Raw genomic sequence first — 15,137 nt, 5'->3', positions numbered from 1 at the left:
TATGGCGGAAATCACATTCATGCCAATTAACGAAATTAGCATCGATTTAGTGGCCGTAATATATGACTTCTTACTCGCCTGCCTCACGGGATATATCGTTTGGTTCAAAACTGACGAGTATATGCTACGACGCGAAGAGCGCGAAGCGTTTAGACGTGAGCAGCAGGAGTACTCACGTTATTTAGGCAGGCTATGTTTAATGCTTAAGTCATTTAAGCAGCCAGATGAGACAATCCGTTACACAATCGAAGATCTATTAGAAAATGCACCCGTCCGGCAATCTTTCGTGTTCCCAAATGATCAACGCACCGAACTCTTTGATTCGCTCGATCTTTGCTTCGGATCAATCCAGGCATGCTTGACGGGCAAAGGCCATTCATATGCTGAATTATTGAAGCTGTCTGAAGATCTCTCGAAATATCGCAGAGAGATACTATCGCTTCGAATCCAACAGCCTAAAGTCCGCTTCTGGAAGCTCTGGGGTAAGCCTTCTCTTGCAAATCCATATTAGTTTGTCCTTTCGGAGTATAAAATGCAGCTTGATTTCAAAGCGCTCTTCTCTTCAAATAGCTCTATACCAACTGAAATAGTTCCTCTTTATGAACAGTATCTTCTTGCAAGTCCAGCAATTGGAGCATCAGCTCGCTCATCTGGTTTTATTAGCGATCTTGGCATCACCACATCAGCGCTTGCGGAAGAATGGCTCAGGGTTCTTGACCCTGAGCACAGTATCATTCATTTTTATGAATCAGCTGCTTCACTCGAAGAGAAAGCCATTGAGCTGCAAGGTAACAATCTTTTATTCGGCCCGAACCAGTATTATCTGTGCACCCGATCAGAAAAAACCCAGTTAATCAAATCAGTAGAGAAGCTAGATGAGTATTCAGCATCAGCGAACTCCAAGCTCGGCAAACGGGCTACAAAACTCATCAAGCGCAGATATTATGAAGTGGACTCCGTGTATCGGCACATTCGAAACGCTCTTGCACACGGCTGCTTTGAACTCAACACTCATGATCGATTCTTTTTCCTAGACATGGACGGCGATGCTGAAAAATTGACTGCAATCGGCATGCTTACGATCAACACGCTTGAAGAATGGTATAAAAAGGCCTGTAACTTGGCAGAGAGAAAACTTTAACATGATGCTTGTGCATGTCCAGGCAGTTTTCTTGCATGCCCTCTCGTCAATCCACCCTTCAGCCTTTTGTGGCTTTCCCGCGCGATCATGTCAAGTTCGCCATACGATTAATCGCAACCCTGAACACGCTACCGTAAGGTCGGCTGCTGCCTGCGATGGGGATCTCAGACAGCGCCGCTTAATTTGGGTGGGGGCTGCCTACCGCTTAGCGACGGCGGCCCTTCTTCCTCCCCTCACGCACGTAGCTTCAAGCGATGGTTATAAGCTTGATTGTTGCGTCCAGGAACTTGAAAACCGGGACTCGCAGGTTCAAACATCACAGACGATGCTTGCGCAGCTTCTTCAGGAAGTCCTTTTCGAAACGTTTGCGCATGCCAAAGAAGAGTTGGTCGGTGCTTCCCGTCTCGGAGTTTGCGTACTTGAGCGCTTCGAGCTCGAGCGTGCAGATGTAATCGGCAACCTGAGAAATTCGATAGCGCGTAGGAGACGCATCGCGGTAAACAATGGCCTCCTTGGACAATGCGAACTCGACGGCATCATGCAGCGTTTGGGTAACCAAGGTCTGTCCGTTGTCGTAATAGACCTTAACTTCATTGAATTGTTGCAGATAATCAAGGTGATCAAGCAGGAAGACCGCGATGTCCCGCCTGATGCGCTTGATTGCGCCGCGTGGCGCCATCATGTTGGCGTCGAGCTCGGACTTCTTATAGGAAAACGCCGCATACCGAAACGGGAGGTACTGCAGAAAGACGCGGAACGCAGCGAGGTACTTCTTGCGTTCCTCAACATCCATGCCTTTGTATCCGTCGTTGCCGTTAAGCAGCGGCGAAAGATGGAGCGGAATATCCCTAAGCCCTTTTCTATTCAGAGCATTACGATAGTCCGCTTCGTATCGAGCAAATCCTTCGTTTTGTTCATGGAATACGAGGACTATAAGGTAGTACTTGGATTCGGTGCCGGGATCGCCGGATTCATCAACGAATATGGAAAGATCCCTCATAGTCCCCACGCCCCCAATAACAAAAATGCCGGGGGAAAACCCCCGGCTGTCGGAGGCCCTCCTTGTGGGGAAGACCACCTACTTTATATCACACGCCGGCTCGGCAATTCAATCATACCAAAATACGAACACATGTTCTCCATCATAGGCACGAACATCTGTTCTACACATAGAAAGGCGGCATAGCATGGCAACCCTCATCCGCGACAAGTACGAGGCGCACAAGGCCGAGGTCAACGCGCGCTTCGACCAGCTCAAGGCCAACGAGGAAGAGCTCAATCGCATCTTCGCCGAGATCTACAACATGGTGGGCGAGGTGCCCATCGAGGTCGAGGACAAGTACGTCTCGGTCGCACGGATCTTCGACACGGCCGACGAGTTTCCCGAGAGCTTCAAGGGCAACAACTACGTCCGCACCATGCGCGACGAGATCGTCTCGCTCATCTCCTATGCCGTGGGCTGCATGTTTGGCCGCTACTCGCTCGACGTGGACGGCCTGGTGCTCGCCAACCAGGGCGATACCGTAAACGAATACCTCGCCAAGATGCCCGACCCCGCGCACGTGAGCTTCATGCCCGCGGCAGACAACGTCCTGCCCATCACGGACGATGCCTACTTCGAGAACGACATCTGCGCGCTCTTCGAGCGCTTCCTCGTGGCGACCTATGGCGCGGAGACGCTCGAGGAAAACCTGCGCTTCGTGGCCGATGCCCTCTCCCCCGCCGCCAAGGGAACCCCGCGCGAAACCGTGCGCGCGTACTTCCAGAAGGAGTTCTTCGCCGACCACTGCAAGACGTACAAGAAGCGCCCCATCTACTGGCTGCTCGACGCCGGCAAGAAGGGCAGTTTCCGCGCCCTCTTCTATATGCACCGCTACCAGCCAAATCTCTTCGCGCACCTGCGAACCGCCTACGTGCACCCGCAGCAGGAGCGCCTGCGCGCCCGGCTAGACGACATCTCCGCCGCGGAGGACGCGGCGAACGGCCGCCAGAAAGCCGCACTCGCAAAGGAGGAAAAGCGACTCCTTGCCCAGCAAACTGAGCTCCGCACCTTCGAGGAGAAGGTGCACACCCTCGCCGACCAGATGATCGCCATCGACCTCGACGACGGCGTGAAGGTGAACTACCCGAAGTTTGGCGACGTGCTCGCGAAGATCAAGTAAGGAACGCATCCTATGAGAACCACCGACATTCAATCCGAGCTGCAACGCCTCTTCGGCGCGCAGGATTCCGCGCAGGGCGGCGCCATCGTGGTATGGCACGATCCCGATGGCTCCTTCACCGAAGCGCTCGACACCCTCGACCTGCCCGGCGTGGAGGTCATCCGCGAGGAGGACGAGAGCCGGTTCGCGCTCAAATGCCGCCTGAACGAGAACCTAGACGGCCAGCGCATCCTGCTGTACCGCCGCAGCCTGCGCCGGCTCGACGGCGACTGGTTCGCGGATGTGGAGGCTCGCTCGCAGAGCTTCTCGGCCGATTACGCGAGCGTGCAGCTGCGTGAGCTGGGCGCACCGGATACCCCGGAGATGCGCGAAGCGCTGCAGGCTCACCGCGCTTTCCTTGCCAAGAAGACCAACATGAAGCGCATCGGGAAGCTCACGGAGGCGTGCACCACGCCGCAAGAGCTCGAGCTCGTCATCATGGCCGTCGCCCTGGGCGCGACGGAGGCTGAGCCTGTGGCGATCCTGCGCACCTACCTTGCGAACGCTGCATACGAGGGAGCGCAAAAGCTGCTCGAGGCGCTCGATGCAGCGAACGCGCGAACACCATTCATCGCAGCCGTGAACGTATGGACGGGCTTTGCGGGCGATATCTCCGATACTGCAGCACTCACGCAGCACGTGCTGCTGAGCGCCCTCGCCCCTCGCCTGCCCGATCAGGCGCTTGAGACGCTTCAAACCTGTTTTTCGGCGCCTCATGCCGCGTTCTGTCACGCAATCTTCAACGAATGGGTACGCGGCGACCAGCAAGACGGTCTCTTCACCATGTGCGTCTCGATTGAGCAAGCTACCAACATGGAACAGCTCCTAAGCATGGTGGCAACAGATTCCCTCGCGCCCGCCGATGTCTTCCCTTGCATCGACGCGGTGCTCTTACGGCGCCTCTTCGATATCGTGAACGCAGGGGCCGAGTATGTCGACGAGGTGCTGGCACTCGCGGCGAGCCGGCGCAACTCCGCGTGGTATGCGACGTTCTCGCCCTTCTATGACAGCGTCACAGCGGCAGCGAAGATGCAGGGCTTCTACCGCGAGCACGGCCCTGCCCTTGCCCCCGGCACGGCGGAGCAGGTGTGGCACTTCTACACAGAGCAGGGCTACCAGATGGATCGCTGGTACCGCGACCTGCACATGGCGTTCGGCCGCGCCCTGCGCGGAAGCGGCATCGAGGACTACAATCTCACCGAGGACTTCCGCGCCTGCACTAACACCATGGAAAACCACTACAAGGGATGGTTCTTAAAGGAGCTTGCGCGGCGCTGGACGGGCGCTGCAGAGGAGAACTTCCTTACCCAGGGCTACGCAGACGGCATCCCGCGCCAAGTGGACTTCGACCTGGCGGAAGTCGACCCGCTCACGCGCTCAAGCAAGCGTGCGTGGGTGATTGTTTCCGATGCACTGCGCTACGAGGTCGCCACCGAACTCGCCGAACGCCTAGAGCGCGAGACCAAGGGTTTGTGCGTGCTCGACGCGATGCAAGCGGAGTTCCCCTCGATCACGAAGTGCGGAATGACGGCGCTCCTGCCCAAGGGGTCGTTTGCCATGGTCGAGGCTTCCGCACCTAAGACCGGCCTCGTGATCATGGCAGACGACAAGGAAACCCCCACATGCGAGGCGCGCGAGCAGGCTATTCGCACGCACCATCCCACCGGCATCGCCGTGCGCTACGTTGACTTCGTCAATTCCATGACGCGCACGGAACGCCGCGAACGCGTTGGCGAGGCAAACGTGGTCTACATCTACCACGACTCCATCGATGCCGTGGGCGATAAGCCTGCCACCGAGCGCAAGGTCTTCGCCGCTTGCGAAGACGCGATCAACGAGATCGTCACCTGCGTGCAGATCATCGTCCGCGAATTCAGCGCATCGAGTATCATCGTGACGGCAGACCATGGTTTCCTCTATACCGCCGACCCGCTCCTAGAGTCCGAGCACGCCGTGATAAGCGATGTCTCCGGCGATGTCGTAGAGGCAGGCAGGCGCTATGTCATCGCCCGCGAGGGAGCCTCTTCCGAGGCGCTTGTTCAGATGGCGCTCCCCGCCTCTGGCAAAAACGGCACCACGCCGCTTGTGGGATTCACACCGCGAGAGTGCGTGCGCCTGCGCAGGCCAGGTGGCGGTGAGAACTACGTGCACGGCGGCATCTCGCTGCAAGAGCTGTGTGTTCCCGTGCTGCGCTTCACCAACAAGCGCGCCGGCTCGAAGGGCTACGTGGCGAACGCACCCGCAGGAATCTCGCTCGTCACGCAAATCGACACCATCTCGAACAGCATCTTCACCCTCGAGGTGCTACAGGAAAGCCCGGTGGGAGGCAAGGTGCTCCCCGCCACATACGAGCTCTTCGTAGGCGACGCGGCGCACGCACCGGTGACGGATACTGCCCTTGTGGTGGCCGACCGCGCCGATGAAGACGCCACGCACCGTGTGACGCACGTGCAGCTGAGCTTGAAACCCGGCGTGCAGACCTCTGAGAGCCAGCGCTACTTCCTGTATGCGCGCAACACGGAATCCGGCATCGCGCAAAGCCTACGCGAGGTACGCATTCGCATTTCGTTCGCCCCTTCGATTGATTTTGGATGGTAGGAACTATGGAACAGGAACGCATCGATAATTCGGCAACCAGCACCTTTGTAACCAACACTACAACTGCCAGCGCCCCCATGGAAGGTACCGCCGCTCAGACCCCCACCTACAAGAAGGACGCGCTCGACGAAAAGATCGTGCGAAACTTCCCCGGCAAGATCGTGCGCAAAGACCTCACCGCGCTCATGAAGCGCGGTGCGGGCATCCCCACGTTCGTCCTCGAGTACCTGCTGGGCATGTATTGCGCCACCGACGACCCCGAGGCGCTTGAAGCGGGACTCGCCCGCATTCGCAAGATTCTCGCCGAAAACTACGTGCGCACCGAAGAGAGCGAAGTCATCAAATCGCGCATTCGCGAGCTTGGCCAGTACACGATCATCGACAAGGTGGGCGCCTACCTGGACGAGCGCCGCGACCTCTATGTGGCGCAGCTTGCAAACCTTGCCATCGAGCCATTCATCATGCCCGATGAATACGTGCGCAAATACACGAAGATGCTCACAGGTGGTATTTGGTGCATAGCGCGAATCCAGTACCTGCGACCTGAAGACGCCGCCGAAGACCCGCTGGCAGACGTCTTTGGCGAGGGTCCTGCAGCGATTAAGCCCAAGCCGCAGCCCGGCAAGAAGGGGCCAGAGAACTCACCATTCCATATCCTCGATCTCACGCCCATCCAAATGCCGAACCTCGATGTGAACGAGCTCATTAGCCATCGCGCGAACTTCACCACCGATGAATGGATCGCGCTTATTCTGCGTTCGGCCGGCTACGAACCCAACGCGCTCACGCCCCGCGAGCGCCTGCATTTCCTCACGCGTATGGTTACGCTCATCGAACTGAACTACAACCTGTGCGAACTGGGACCGCGCGGCACCGGCAAGTCACACATCTACACCGAGGTCTCGCCCTATTCCTATCTGCTTTCTGGCGGACAAGCCACCACGGCCATGCTCTTCGCCAACAACACAGCGCGCACGGGCGGCATTGGTCTGGTGGGACACTGGGACTGCGTCGCCTTCGACGAGGTCGCCGGTATGCACTACAAGGATGCGAACGCCATCCAGATCATGAAGGGATACATGGCGAACGGCACCTTCGGCCGCGGGCGCGAGCAGTTCAACGCCGAGGCCTCCATGGTTTTCGAGGGCAACATCAACGATTCAGTGCAGAACATCTTGAAGACCACGCACCTCTTCGAGCCGTTCCCACCGGAATTCAACAACGACAGCGCGTTCTTCGACCGCATCCATTGCTACCTACCCGGCTGGGAAATTCCCAAGATGCGTTCGGACATCATCACCGGGCGCTACAGCCTTATCACCGACTGCCTCTCTGAGTTCTGCCACGAGATGCGCCGCCGCGATTTCACGCACTACATCGATCAGCACTTCCGCCTGAACAGCGAGTTCAACCGCCGCGACGAGATCGGCGTGCGCAAGACCTTCTCCGGCTTGGCGAAGCTCGTCTTCCCCGATGGCAACATGAGCAAGGAGGACGTGCGCATGCTGCTCGAGTACGCCATCGAGGGGCGTCGTCGCGTGAAAGAGCAACTCAAGATCATGGCAGGTATTGAGTTCATCAACGTGAAGCTGGGTTACACCGACGCGGAAAACTCCTCCGAGTCCGTGGTCGTGCGCGTGCCGGAACAGGCGGACGATACGCTCATCCCCGAGGGAGAGCTCATGCCCGGGCACGTATTTGCTATCGGCACGTCCCTATGCGACGAAACTGCCATCTATAAGCTTGAAAACAAGGCCGTCGCCGGTGAGATGAAGTTCACCGTGGAGGGCGTGGGCACCGGTAATCCCGCGCGCGATTCGCTCAACGCGGCGTTTGAGCAGTTCAAGCAAAACGCACCGCGCCTAGCAACCGGGATGAACATCGCGTCGAAGAATTACCTGCTCTACTATAACGACATCCAGGCGAAAGGGCTTTCGGCAGAGCTCTCGCTCGCAGAGTTTGTTGGCCTTTGCTCTGCCGCTGCAAACCACTCCGTGATGGCCGGCCTTGCGATTCCCGGCATCCTACGCATATCGGGCACAATCGAACCGGTCGCGAATCTCGAGGACGTGATGCGCGTTGCTAAAAACGCCGGCGCGAGGCGCGTGCTGCTACCAATGAGCTCCATTGCGGATTTACAGGCTATTTCGACGGAACTCATTGGCTCCGTAACACCGGAGTTCTACGCCGACGGAGACATCATCGCCGCTGCAAAGAAGGCGCTGGGAATCTAATAAAAGCTAGCGGCCTGCTGGTGCCAGACATCAGTAGGCCGCTAGCTAACAGAGAATTCAGCGGGAGCTCGGCACGTAGTCAAAACGTCGGAATAATGTCTTTTCCCAAATCGCGCCAAGTGAATAGTTTTGAAGGCACCCGTCAGGTATTCCGAATTTTCACACCTCGATTACCTGCGCTTTTCTTTTTACATATCTCTTTTATACTTCGACACCCCCGTTAAAACCGTTCACTTAACGCGATTTGGGTTTCCGCGAACCGCCTCATCATCTTTTCGAGGCCGGGCGTTTCGCATTTACGCCATGACCACGAAGGTCGTGGAGGCGCCAAGGGTGATCTCATCACCGGGATAGAGCTCCGCCGCTCCACCAGAATCGAGCACCTTTTCCTCGCCGTTGGCTCCGCTTACCAGCCTCGTGCCGTTCGTCGAGCCCAGGTCGCGCAGCAACCAGCGGCTGCACCCCGCATCCCAGCCCACGCTCGCATGCTCGGCAGACACGTCCTCTTCTACATCCGAGATATCCGCCGTGCCAGTGGCCACCGCGCCGATCACGGCACCGACACCCACCGGATCGATCCAGTGTATATCGCCCGTAAGGTAACCGTCGCTTACGCGTACGAGCCCGATCGCGTGCGGCACGTCGTCGGCAGCGCCACTCGCACCCGCTTCCGCATTGTTCACCGGCGCAGACTCCGGCGTTCCCATGCGACCGCCCAAGTTCTTATCGACGTACTCGAGCGCATAGTCGATCGCCGTCCGCACCTGGGCGGAGCATCCCACCGCCACGAAGAGAACAAGCAACGCCTCCGCATGCTCACCTGTAGTGTGCCCCTGACCCTTGGAAAAGCGCGCCAGAGCGTTGCGGTACAGCTGAACGTTCTGGTAGCATGCCGCGAGCGCCGCACACATGAGTTCGCAGCCTTCGCCGCACACCAAGTCGATTATCTTCTCGAACGTCATGCTGCGCGGCCCGTGCTGCCGAAGCCTGCTCATAATCCGCTGGGCAGCAAGTCCCCAGTCTCGGAAATATCCGGGCTGGAGGGAGCCTACCGGCGCATGAACAATGAAGTGCGAGAGCCACGTGCGATCGGAAGCGCGACTCGACGCGCTTCTGCCGTCGGAAAGCGGGCGATCGGACAAAAGGAGGCCGGCGAGCTCTTTGTGGCTGATGCCACCCTTGCGCTTGAACACATCGAAGAGCACGCCGCAGGGCGTGAGGTCGGCTTGTCGAAACACCATCATTCTCCCTCGGTAAGCTCGTGAACTTCGCGTTCGCGCAAGGCGGGATGCGCGTCCGCAGCCTGAAGCATGCGACGACGCTCGGCAAGCAGCGCCGGAACGACCGCCATAGCATAGTCAAGCACAATAGGGCACCACCCGGCAGCCACCGCTGCGAATAGGGCGGCGTACAAGCCAAGCGCGCCGCGAACAGACTCAAAATCCAAAAGCCCTATGCCAATCACGAAGATAGCCGTCGCCACCAGCAAGGCGCACGTTCCCCGCAGGAAGCCAGGGCGCGTGGCGCGCGACGTGCGGCTCGCGATGCGGGCGCACAGCGCGGGAACCAAGAGCGCGAATGCCACGACGATCCCGTTAAGCGTTATAGGCAGCGAAGTCGCCCCCATGGTGACCTGGGCAAGGGCGCCGTCAAGCAAAAGGCCGGTCGCCAAGGATGAGACCATCAAAACGCCCAGAGCGATTGCCTTGCCCACGGATCGCACGATGCGGCGAAGCGCGAGTGGGGATGCCGCATCGAGCCACGAGACAGTCCCCCAGCAGGGGATGAGCGGGGTACCACGCAGCGCCCGCGCGACATTTTGACCATAGTGCTCGCAAAATGCCGCAAGGCCATCGCGCATCGCCTCGGCAGACGGGCGGTCGCTCTGCTTTGGCGAGAGGCAAGCTTTCAGCATATCTGCAAGTTGACCGTCTACCAGCACAAGTGCATCGCGCAACGTCTGCTCTTCTGGTTCCATGCCAAAATCGAGCAGTGCTTTGCCCACCGTGATGGCAACCTCTTCTTCGAGAGCCAAAACGTCAACGATCGCCGGAGCCGCCTCGTGCGCACCCAGGAAGACGCGGGGCGAGGAGCTGCTCTTGATGAGGTATGGGGATACCGCGTCGCCTGGCTTCCCCTCTTCCTGCGTTGCATGACTATCGTTGCTGGCATGGTCACTCGCGGGCTCTTCGGCTTGTCCCGCCGCACCGTCGAGGTCAAATGGAACGTTGCCTGTCACCAGCTCGAAGAGCACGCTCGCCGCTGCATACACGTCGACCGACGCAGACTGGCGAAGCGACGCAATGCCCGAGATGTCATTCGTGAGCATCTCGGGCGGCGCGTAGTTAGGCGTGGCAAGGCGCACGGCACCTACGGAATCCGTGAACGATCCCCGATTGCCTTGCTGTAGCGCCGTCGCAGAACCGAAGTCCACAAGACACAAATCGAACGCGCCTTCCCCTTCCTGCTGTTCTACTGAAAGATGGGAAGTTCGAACCATCACGTTCGAAGGCGAGATATCGCGGTGGACGAAACCTTCATCCAGAGCATCAAAGCGGGCGAGCACGTCGAAAAGGTCGCGCCCTATCCGCGCCACGGTAGGCGAGGACATGCGGTGCGCATCGTCGACTGCAATCTGACGTGCCGCCTGCGCAAGCGTTATGCCGTCGATCCATTCCATGACGATCGCCGGTGCCCCATCGACACTTCCATAACCATACAGCCGAGGGACTCCCTTGATACCGCCAAGTGCCCGATGCTCCTCGTATTCCCTGCGGAACGCGCGGCCGCGAAGCTGTTCGCGGCGCTTTGCAGCGTCTTCAGGATTGATTTCTTCGGTAGCCGCATCACTTGTGCCCGCATCGTTTGCGGCGGGCAGCATAGTCTTCAGCGCCAACGCCTCACCCATGGCGTTCTGGGCGAACATCACGCGCCCAAGGCCGCCTGTGCGCGTGCGCTCATCGTCGACGAAAAGGGTGCAGAACCGGCGCCGATACGCCGCCTGCTCGTAATCTGCAAGCGGAACCGCTGCTTCGAAGTGGTCGACATGCACCACGCGAAGGTGTTTCACCTGTGCGCCTCTTAGCGAGCGTGACACTGCGTCCTGGATCTCCTCGCTAGCCCGATCTTCAGATGCCTTTGAAAGGACGTTTTCGTTCGAATTCATAGCACGAACTCACTGTAGTACTCATTGAACTCAGCAAGGTGCTTGTTCTCGCCATTTACCTCGTCATTCCAGATGGGCTGCATGAACTCGTCCACGTGGTCGGAAGGGTCTTCGAACGAGAGGTTCACTATCCACGCCTCGCTCAATGTATCCAAATATCCGCTCAGGCAGCGATACATCCCGAGCAGCTTGCCCGCGGCAGCGGAATTATGCGACGACATGCCGCCCACTCTGTTCACAAGGGCGACGTAGTGACTGTAGAGCTCCGCATTGATTGCTTCGCAGCGATACAGATGTGTAGTGCGCACTTCTGTAGGCGCGAACTTGTCCTGATCGAATGAAGTGCTGCACGCATTGATCTGGTCGATGTAGCCGCCCTCGCCGTCGATTGCTTGGAACTCAGCGAGGAGAAACTCATAATCCTGCTGGTCTTTCTCGGTGTCATCGGGCTTATCATCGCCAGACCCGTCTTCATCTGGCGGAGTGCTTGGGTCGTTGTCGTCCGCTCCCGAGCCAGGTTCTTCCCCGCCATCTTGGGGAGGTGTGGCGTTCGAATCCTTATCGGAATCGCCCTCATGAGCGGAATCTTCCGTTGAATCGTCGGTGGAAGTTATCGGCGTGGAAACGCCGCCCGTAACCCCGCCCACGCCACTCACAACGCGCCCTGAAGACGTTACGCCACCTTGGTGAGAACTGCTGGTGCCCGCATTGCCCTGTGAAGAATCGTCTCCGGGCGTTTCCGTCAATGCTTCAAGCAAAGCCCCGCTTGCAATCTGGGCATACGCGCCGTCGCTCTGTTCGGCGTTGGCCACGAGGGACGGAAGGGCTGCGGTGTAGACCGCGGCGCCAAAAAAGAGAAGCGTGAACGAGAAAACGACGAGCCCCATAAGAACCGAGGGCAACGCCAACCGCCTACTGAGCCGCTTGAACAGCGCGCGCATACGCGATTGTGGACTCATCAGCTTCTCCTTCTTCCCGCTCGCCCACCATTGTACCTGAGTCATTAAGCCCGTCATTGGGGACGGGTTCAAATGGCTCATAGCGTAAGCAGCGAGTGAGTAATTGCGCCCGATGTCTACGGGTAGCCTACCATTGCATTCGGTCAAAAAGTTGTTCGACAAACGCCATCACGCATGGCCTATGTCCGAAATTGAAGGCTCCGACACACCGATCCTTCTAACAGCCAGCATGAAAGGACGTTGCGTACGCGTCGTATTCGCTCTACATGAGTGCTATTGGCTTCAGCACATCAAATTGCACACTCAGGGGCCTGTGACGTGACGATAGCGGTCGACGGAGAAACAACATCGCACTCTGATTGCACCAGCCACATCCGATCCCGGAAACCCTGCCATCGCCTCAGAGGGGATCATCCATCCCAACGTCTTCCCCTGCCTGCCGTTGAGCTCGTCCCGCGCGGCTTCCACCTCGGCGTCGAAAACTGCCGAGAAGTCCGTCCCCTTGGGGAAGTACTGCCTAACGAGCCGTTGGTGTTCTCGTTGGTTCCGCGCTGCTACGGCGAACACGGGTCGCAAAAGTAGACCTCGAAGGCGGTCGCGCCGGCGAAGCCCCTCCAGCACACCATCTCGACGCCCTGATCCCACGCCAGCGTCAGCGACAGCGACGCCCCGGTTGTGCGCCGTCCGATAGCGCGCCGCCTCGGCAGCGTGCCGCCCGACAACGCCGCCCCGGCAACACGCCGCGCTACGCAACGATTTCCATCTGCTCCCACGAGCCGTCCGCGCGCGGCACCTCAACGGTACGGTAGCCAACCGACGCCGCATGGTCGTACGCCTGCTCGATTCCCCAGCACAGGTCGCCCGGCACATGGCCGTCGGAGCCAACGGTGATGGGCACACCCGCGTGGCAGAATCGCTCGAGCAAGCCCCTGGCCGGGTAATAATCGCCCACGCCCTTTCGCCACCCCGCCGTGGAAAGCTCCACGCGTTTGCCGGTACCGTGCGCACAGGCCACCATCTCGTCCCAGAGCGGCGCGAGGTCGATCGTGGGCGCGAAGCCGTCGTTCACAAAGCGCATGGCGAGGTCCGGGTGCGCCATCGTGTCGAAGAGCGGGCACTCGCACGCGCGGCACCAGGTCTCTGCATAGCGCCGCCAGACCTCGTCCGGGCCTAACTCCTCCCAAATACGCCGGTCGGTCGAATCGTCGATCCAAGCGCCGCCCTCGATGGGCCCCAGCCAATGCACCGACCCCAAGCGCACGAGCGCGCCCGCACTCCAGCGGCGGATGTTCTCCTCGCAGCCCTCATACCAATCGCACTCGAAGCCATAGATGTACTCGAGCTCAGGATACTCGGCTGCAGCTGCCTCGAACGCCGCACGGTGCTCGGCAAGGCGCGCCTCGGGCACCTGGACCTCCTCGCCTGGGTCCATTATGCGCGGCAGCGTAAGGTGGTCGGTCGAGACCATCACGCGGCATCTCGCGGCGACCGCAGCAGCCGCGTTCTCCATAAACGTACCGACGCCGTCCGAGAACCGCGTATGGGTGTGCGTGTCGACGATAGAACGGGCAGGCAAAGGCTCGATCATGCTCGGTCTCGCTTTCTCTATCAGTCTTCCGGAATCGCCCGCTCCCTTTCTAGGTCTCGCCCCGCTCGGAGAGCGATACGGAAACGGGTCGCGCGGAGCCGTGCTACGCTTCAGGATACAGCGGATTGCTCCACGCCGCATGTCCCGTCGCATCCACGCACTCAAAGCGTAGGTACGTCTCGGTACCGTGCAACTCGAACTCAGCATAATCCAAGAGCGGGCCGCCAGCGGAGCGGCGCGTCTCGCCCACTCCCACCGGACCTCCTGCAATAAGGCTCACGCGTTCGCAAGGACTGCACGCTACCCAGGCACGTCCGTCGCGTACGCCCCAGTTTTCAATCGAAGGGCCGCTCGACGCATAGAACGCCCCCTCTACAAGCGCGCGCACCACCGCATCGCGCGTGAGCTCGGGAGCAGCGACCATCACCCAGCCGCCAAAGGAATCGGGCAGATCAGGCGCATTGTGGTTATCGTCCGATGCCACGCCGCCCAACCGTTGCCCACGACGCAGCATAAGATCCCAGAACAGCGTATCGTGCCCGAGCGCGCACTCCTCCACCGTGCCGAAGTTGTGTACCTCGATGGCAAAGCAGCCCTCGAGCCCCACGACGTCCGCCGGGTCTACGCGGCTCCAGATAGGATGGTTGTACATCACGGCACAGCCATGCGCGGCCAGCTCGTCCACCACCCGCTGCGCCACGGCGCGGCCATCCCAGCCGCCCCGGCATATCACCGGCTCCAGCCGCTCCATGTGCGCAAACCTGCGCGGTGCAGCGGCAACCATCTCGTCCGTACCCAAGATGCCGTGAATATGGTGCGTGGCCAGGCGCGTGCCCTTGCCGTCATCGGATACCAGGACCGCCGAAGCTTCGATGCCGGGCAGGATGATGAAGTCCTCCGTGTCAAAAGCACCGGAATAGTCGGTAAACAGGTCGTGGTCGGAAAGGCAGAGGAATTGGTAGCCGTGCGACCGGTGCTCGGCTACCGACTGCTCGGGCGTCCAGCGCCCGTCAGAGTTGACCGTGTGGCTGTGCAGGTTCCCCTTATAGCGAGGCAAATCCTCCGGCAGCCCCGTCTGATCGGCAAAATGCGTCATGGTTCATCCTTAGCTGAGATACCCGTGAGAAAACATCGACGTTGCTTCGGGGGGTGCGAGCGAACGTCTCGAAGGAGGCAGGAACCGACAAGAGGTTCCCCGCTCCGCTTCATCACCCCTCATCCCCAAAATGATAAAAGTAACCGGGTTCGTT

At 59.3% G+C, this 15,137-nt stretch carries 11 protein-coding genes; 5 read left to right on the top strand and 6 right to left on the bottom strand.

Going from position 1 to position 15,137, the window contains the following annotated elements:
- Position 1: 1 nt before the first annotated feature.
- The gene (locus AC1VS5_RS00190) at positions 2 to 511 is read left to right on the top strand and encodes a hypothetical protein (RefSeq protein ID WP_481217276.1); all 510 of its coding nucleotides are present in this window, start codon (positions 2 to 4) and stop codon (positions 509 to 511) included.
- 21 nt (positions 512 to 532) lie between these two features.
- On the top strand, positions 533 to 1,141 hold the full coding sequence (locus AC1VS5_RS00185; RefSeq protein WP_481217275.1) for a hypothetical protein: 609 nt from the start codon (positions 533 to 535) through the stop codon (positions 1,139 to 1,141).
- A gap of 316 nt (positions 1,142 to 1,457) precedes the next feature.
- Here the strand turns inward: AC1VS5_RS00185 and AC1VS5_RS00180 are convergent, their stop codons facing one another.
- The gene (locus tag AC1VS5_RS00180; RefSeq protein ID WP_481217274.1) at positions 1,458 to 2,141 is read right to left on the bottom strand and encodes a DUF3800 domain-containing protein; all 684 of its coding nucleotides are present in this window, start codon (positions 2,139 to 2,141) and stop codon (positions 1,458 to 1,460) included.
- 187 nt (positions 2,142 to 2,328) lie between these two features.
- On the opposite strand from AC1VS5_RS00180, the gene AC1VS5_RS00175 reads away from it, so the two are divergent.
- The 3 genes from AC1VS5_RS00175 to brxL are packed head-to-tail and all read left to right on the top strand — an operon-like array spanning position 2,329 to position 8,174.
- Positions 2,329 to 3,303, top strand: coding sequence for a BREX-1 system adenine-specific DNA-methyltransferase PglX (locus AC1VS5_RS00175; protein ID WP_481217273.1), 975 nt, complete (start codon positions 2,329 to 2,331; stop codon positions 3,301 to 3,303).
- Between the two features lie 12 nt (positions 3,304 to 3,315).
- Complete coding sequence (pglZ, locus tag AC1VS5_RS00170; protein ID WP_481217272.1) at positions 3,316 to 5,940, top strand: BREX-1 system phosphatase PglZ type A; 2,625 nt, start codon at positions 3,316 to 3,318, stop codon at positions 5,938 to 5,940.
- A 5-nt stretch (positions 5,941 to 5,945) separates the two neighbouring features.
- Positions 5,946 to 8,174 carry a BREX system Lon protease-like protein BrxL gene (brxL, locus tag AC1VS5_RS00165; protein ID WP_481217271.1) on the top strand — a complete coding sequence of 743 codons (2,229 nt, stop codon included), beginning with the start codon at positions 5,946 to 5,948 and terminating at the stop codon, positions 8,172 to 8,174.
- Positions 8,175 to 8,470: 296 nt separating this feature from the next.
- Here brxL and AC1VS5_RS00160 read toward each other — a convergent pair whose 3' ends face one another.
- The 5 genes from AC1VS5_RS00160 to AC1VS5_RS00140 form a co-directional block, all read right to left on the bottom strand.
- Entirely contained in the window at positions 8,471 to 9,415 is a 945-nt protein-coding gene (locus tag AC1VS5_RS00160; RefSeq protein WP_481217270.1) for an FHA domain-containing protein, read from the bottom strand.
- Positions 9,415 to 11,244, bottom strand: coding sequence for a serine/threonine-protein kinase (locus AC1VS5_RS00155; RefSeq protein ID WP_481217269.1), 1,830 nt, complete (start codon positions 11,242 to 11,244; stop codon positions 9,415 to 9,417). Before AC1VS5_RS00155 ends, AC1VS5_RS00160 begins: the two co-directional genes overlap by 1 nt.
- Positions 11,245 to 11,336: 92 nt before the next feature.
- Entirely contained in the window at positions 11,337 to 12,299 is a 963-nt protein-coding gene (locus AC1VS5_RS00150) for a hypothetical protein (protein ID WP_481217268.1), read from the bottom strand.
- A 745-nt stretch (positions 12,300 to 13,044) separates the two neighbouring features.
- Positions 13,045 to 13,887: a PHP domain-containing protein gene (locus tag AC1VS5_RS00145; RefSeq protein WP_481217267.1), complete on the bottom strand. Its 843-nt coding sequence runs from the start codon at positions 13,885 to 13,887 to the stop codon at positions 13,045 to 13,047.
- Between the two features lie 103 nt (positions 13,888 to 13,990).
- On the bottom strand, positions 13,991 to 14,983 hold the full coding sequence (locus AC1VS5_RS00140; protein ID WP_481217266.1) for a CehA/McbA family metallohydrolase domain-containing protein: 993 nt from the start codon (positions 14,981 to 14,983) through the stop codon (positions 13,991 to 13,993).
- Positions 14,984 to 15,137: the final 154 nt, after the last annotated feature.

Source organism: Enorma sp., assembly GCF_982429025.1.
Note: the sequence above shows the minus strand (reverse complement) of the source record. Positions and strands in the feature narration are given on the sequence as shown.

Coding starts and splice junctions, on each gene's coding strand:
- AC1VS5_RS00190 (WP_481217276.1), top strand. CDS start 2: ATGGCGGAAATCACATTCATGCCAATTAACGAAATTAGCATCGATTTA.
- AC1VS5_RS00185 (WP_481217275.1), top strand. CDS start 533: ATGCAGCTTGATTTCAAAGCGCTCTTCTCTTCAAATAGCTCTATACCA.
- AC1VS5_RS00180 (WP_481217274.1), bottom strand. CDS start 2,141: ATGAGGGATCTTTCCATATTCGTTGATGAATCCGGCGATCCCGGCACC.
- AC1VS5_RS00175 (WP_481217273.1), top strand. CDS start 2,329: ATGGCAACCCTCATCCGCGACAAGTACGAGGCGCACAAGGCCGAGGTC.
- pglZ (WP_481217272.1), top strand. CDS start 3,316: ATGAGAACCACCGACATTCAATCCGAGCTGCAACGCCTCTTCGGCGCG.
- brxL (WP_481217271.1), top strand. CDS start 5,946: ATGGAACAGGAACGCATCGATAATTCGGCAACCAGCACCTTTGTAACC.
- AC1VS5_RS00160 (WP_481217270.1), bottom strand. CDS start 9,415: ATGGTGTTTCGACAAGCCGACCTCACGCCCTGCGGCGTGCTCTTCGAT.
- AC1VS5_RS00150 (WP_481217268.1), bottom strand. CDS start 12,299: ATGAGTCCACAATCGCGTATGCGCGCGCTGTTCAAGCGGCTCAGTAGG.
- AC1VS5_RS00145 (WP_481217267.1), bottom strand. CDS start 13,887: ATGATCGAGCCTTTGCCTGCCCGTTCTATCGTCGACACGCACACCCAT.
- AC1VS5_RS00140 (WP_481217266.1), bottom strand. CDS start 14,983: ATGACGCATTTTGCCGATCAGACGGGGCTGCCGGAGGATTTGCCTCGC.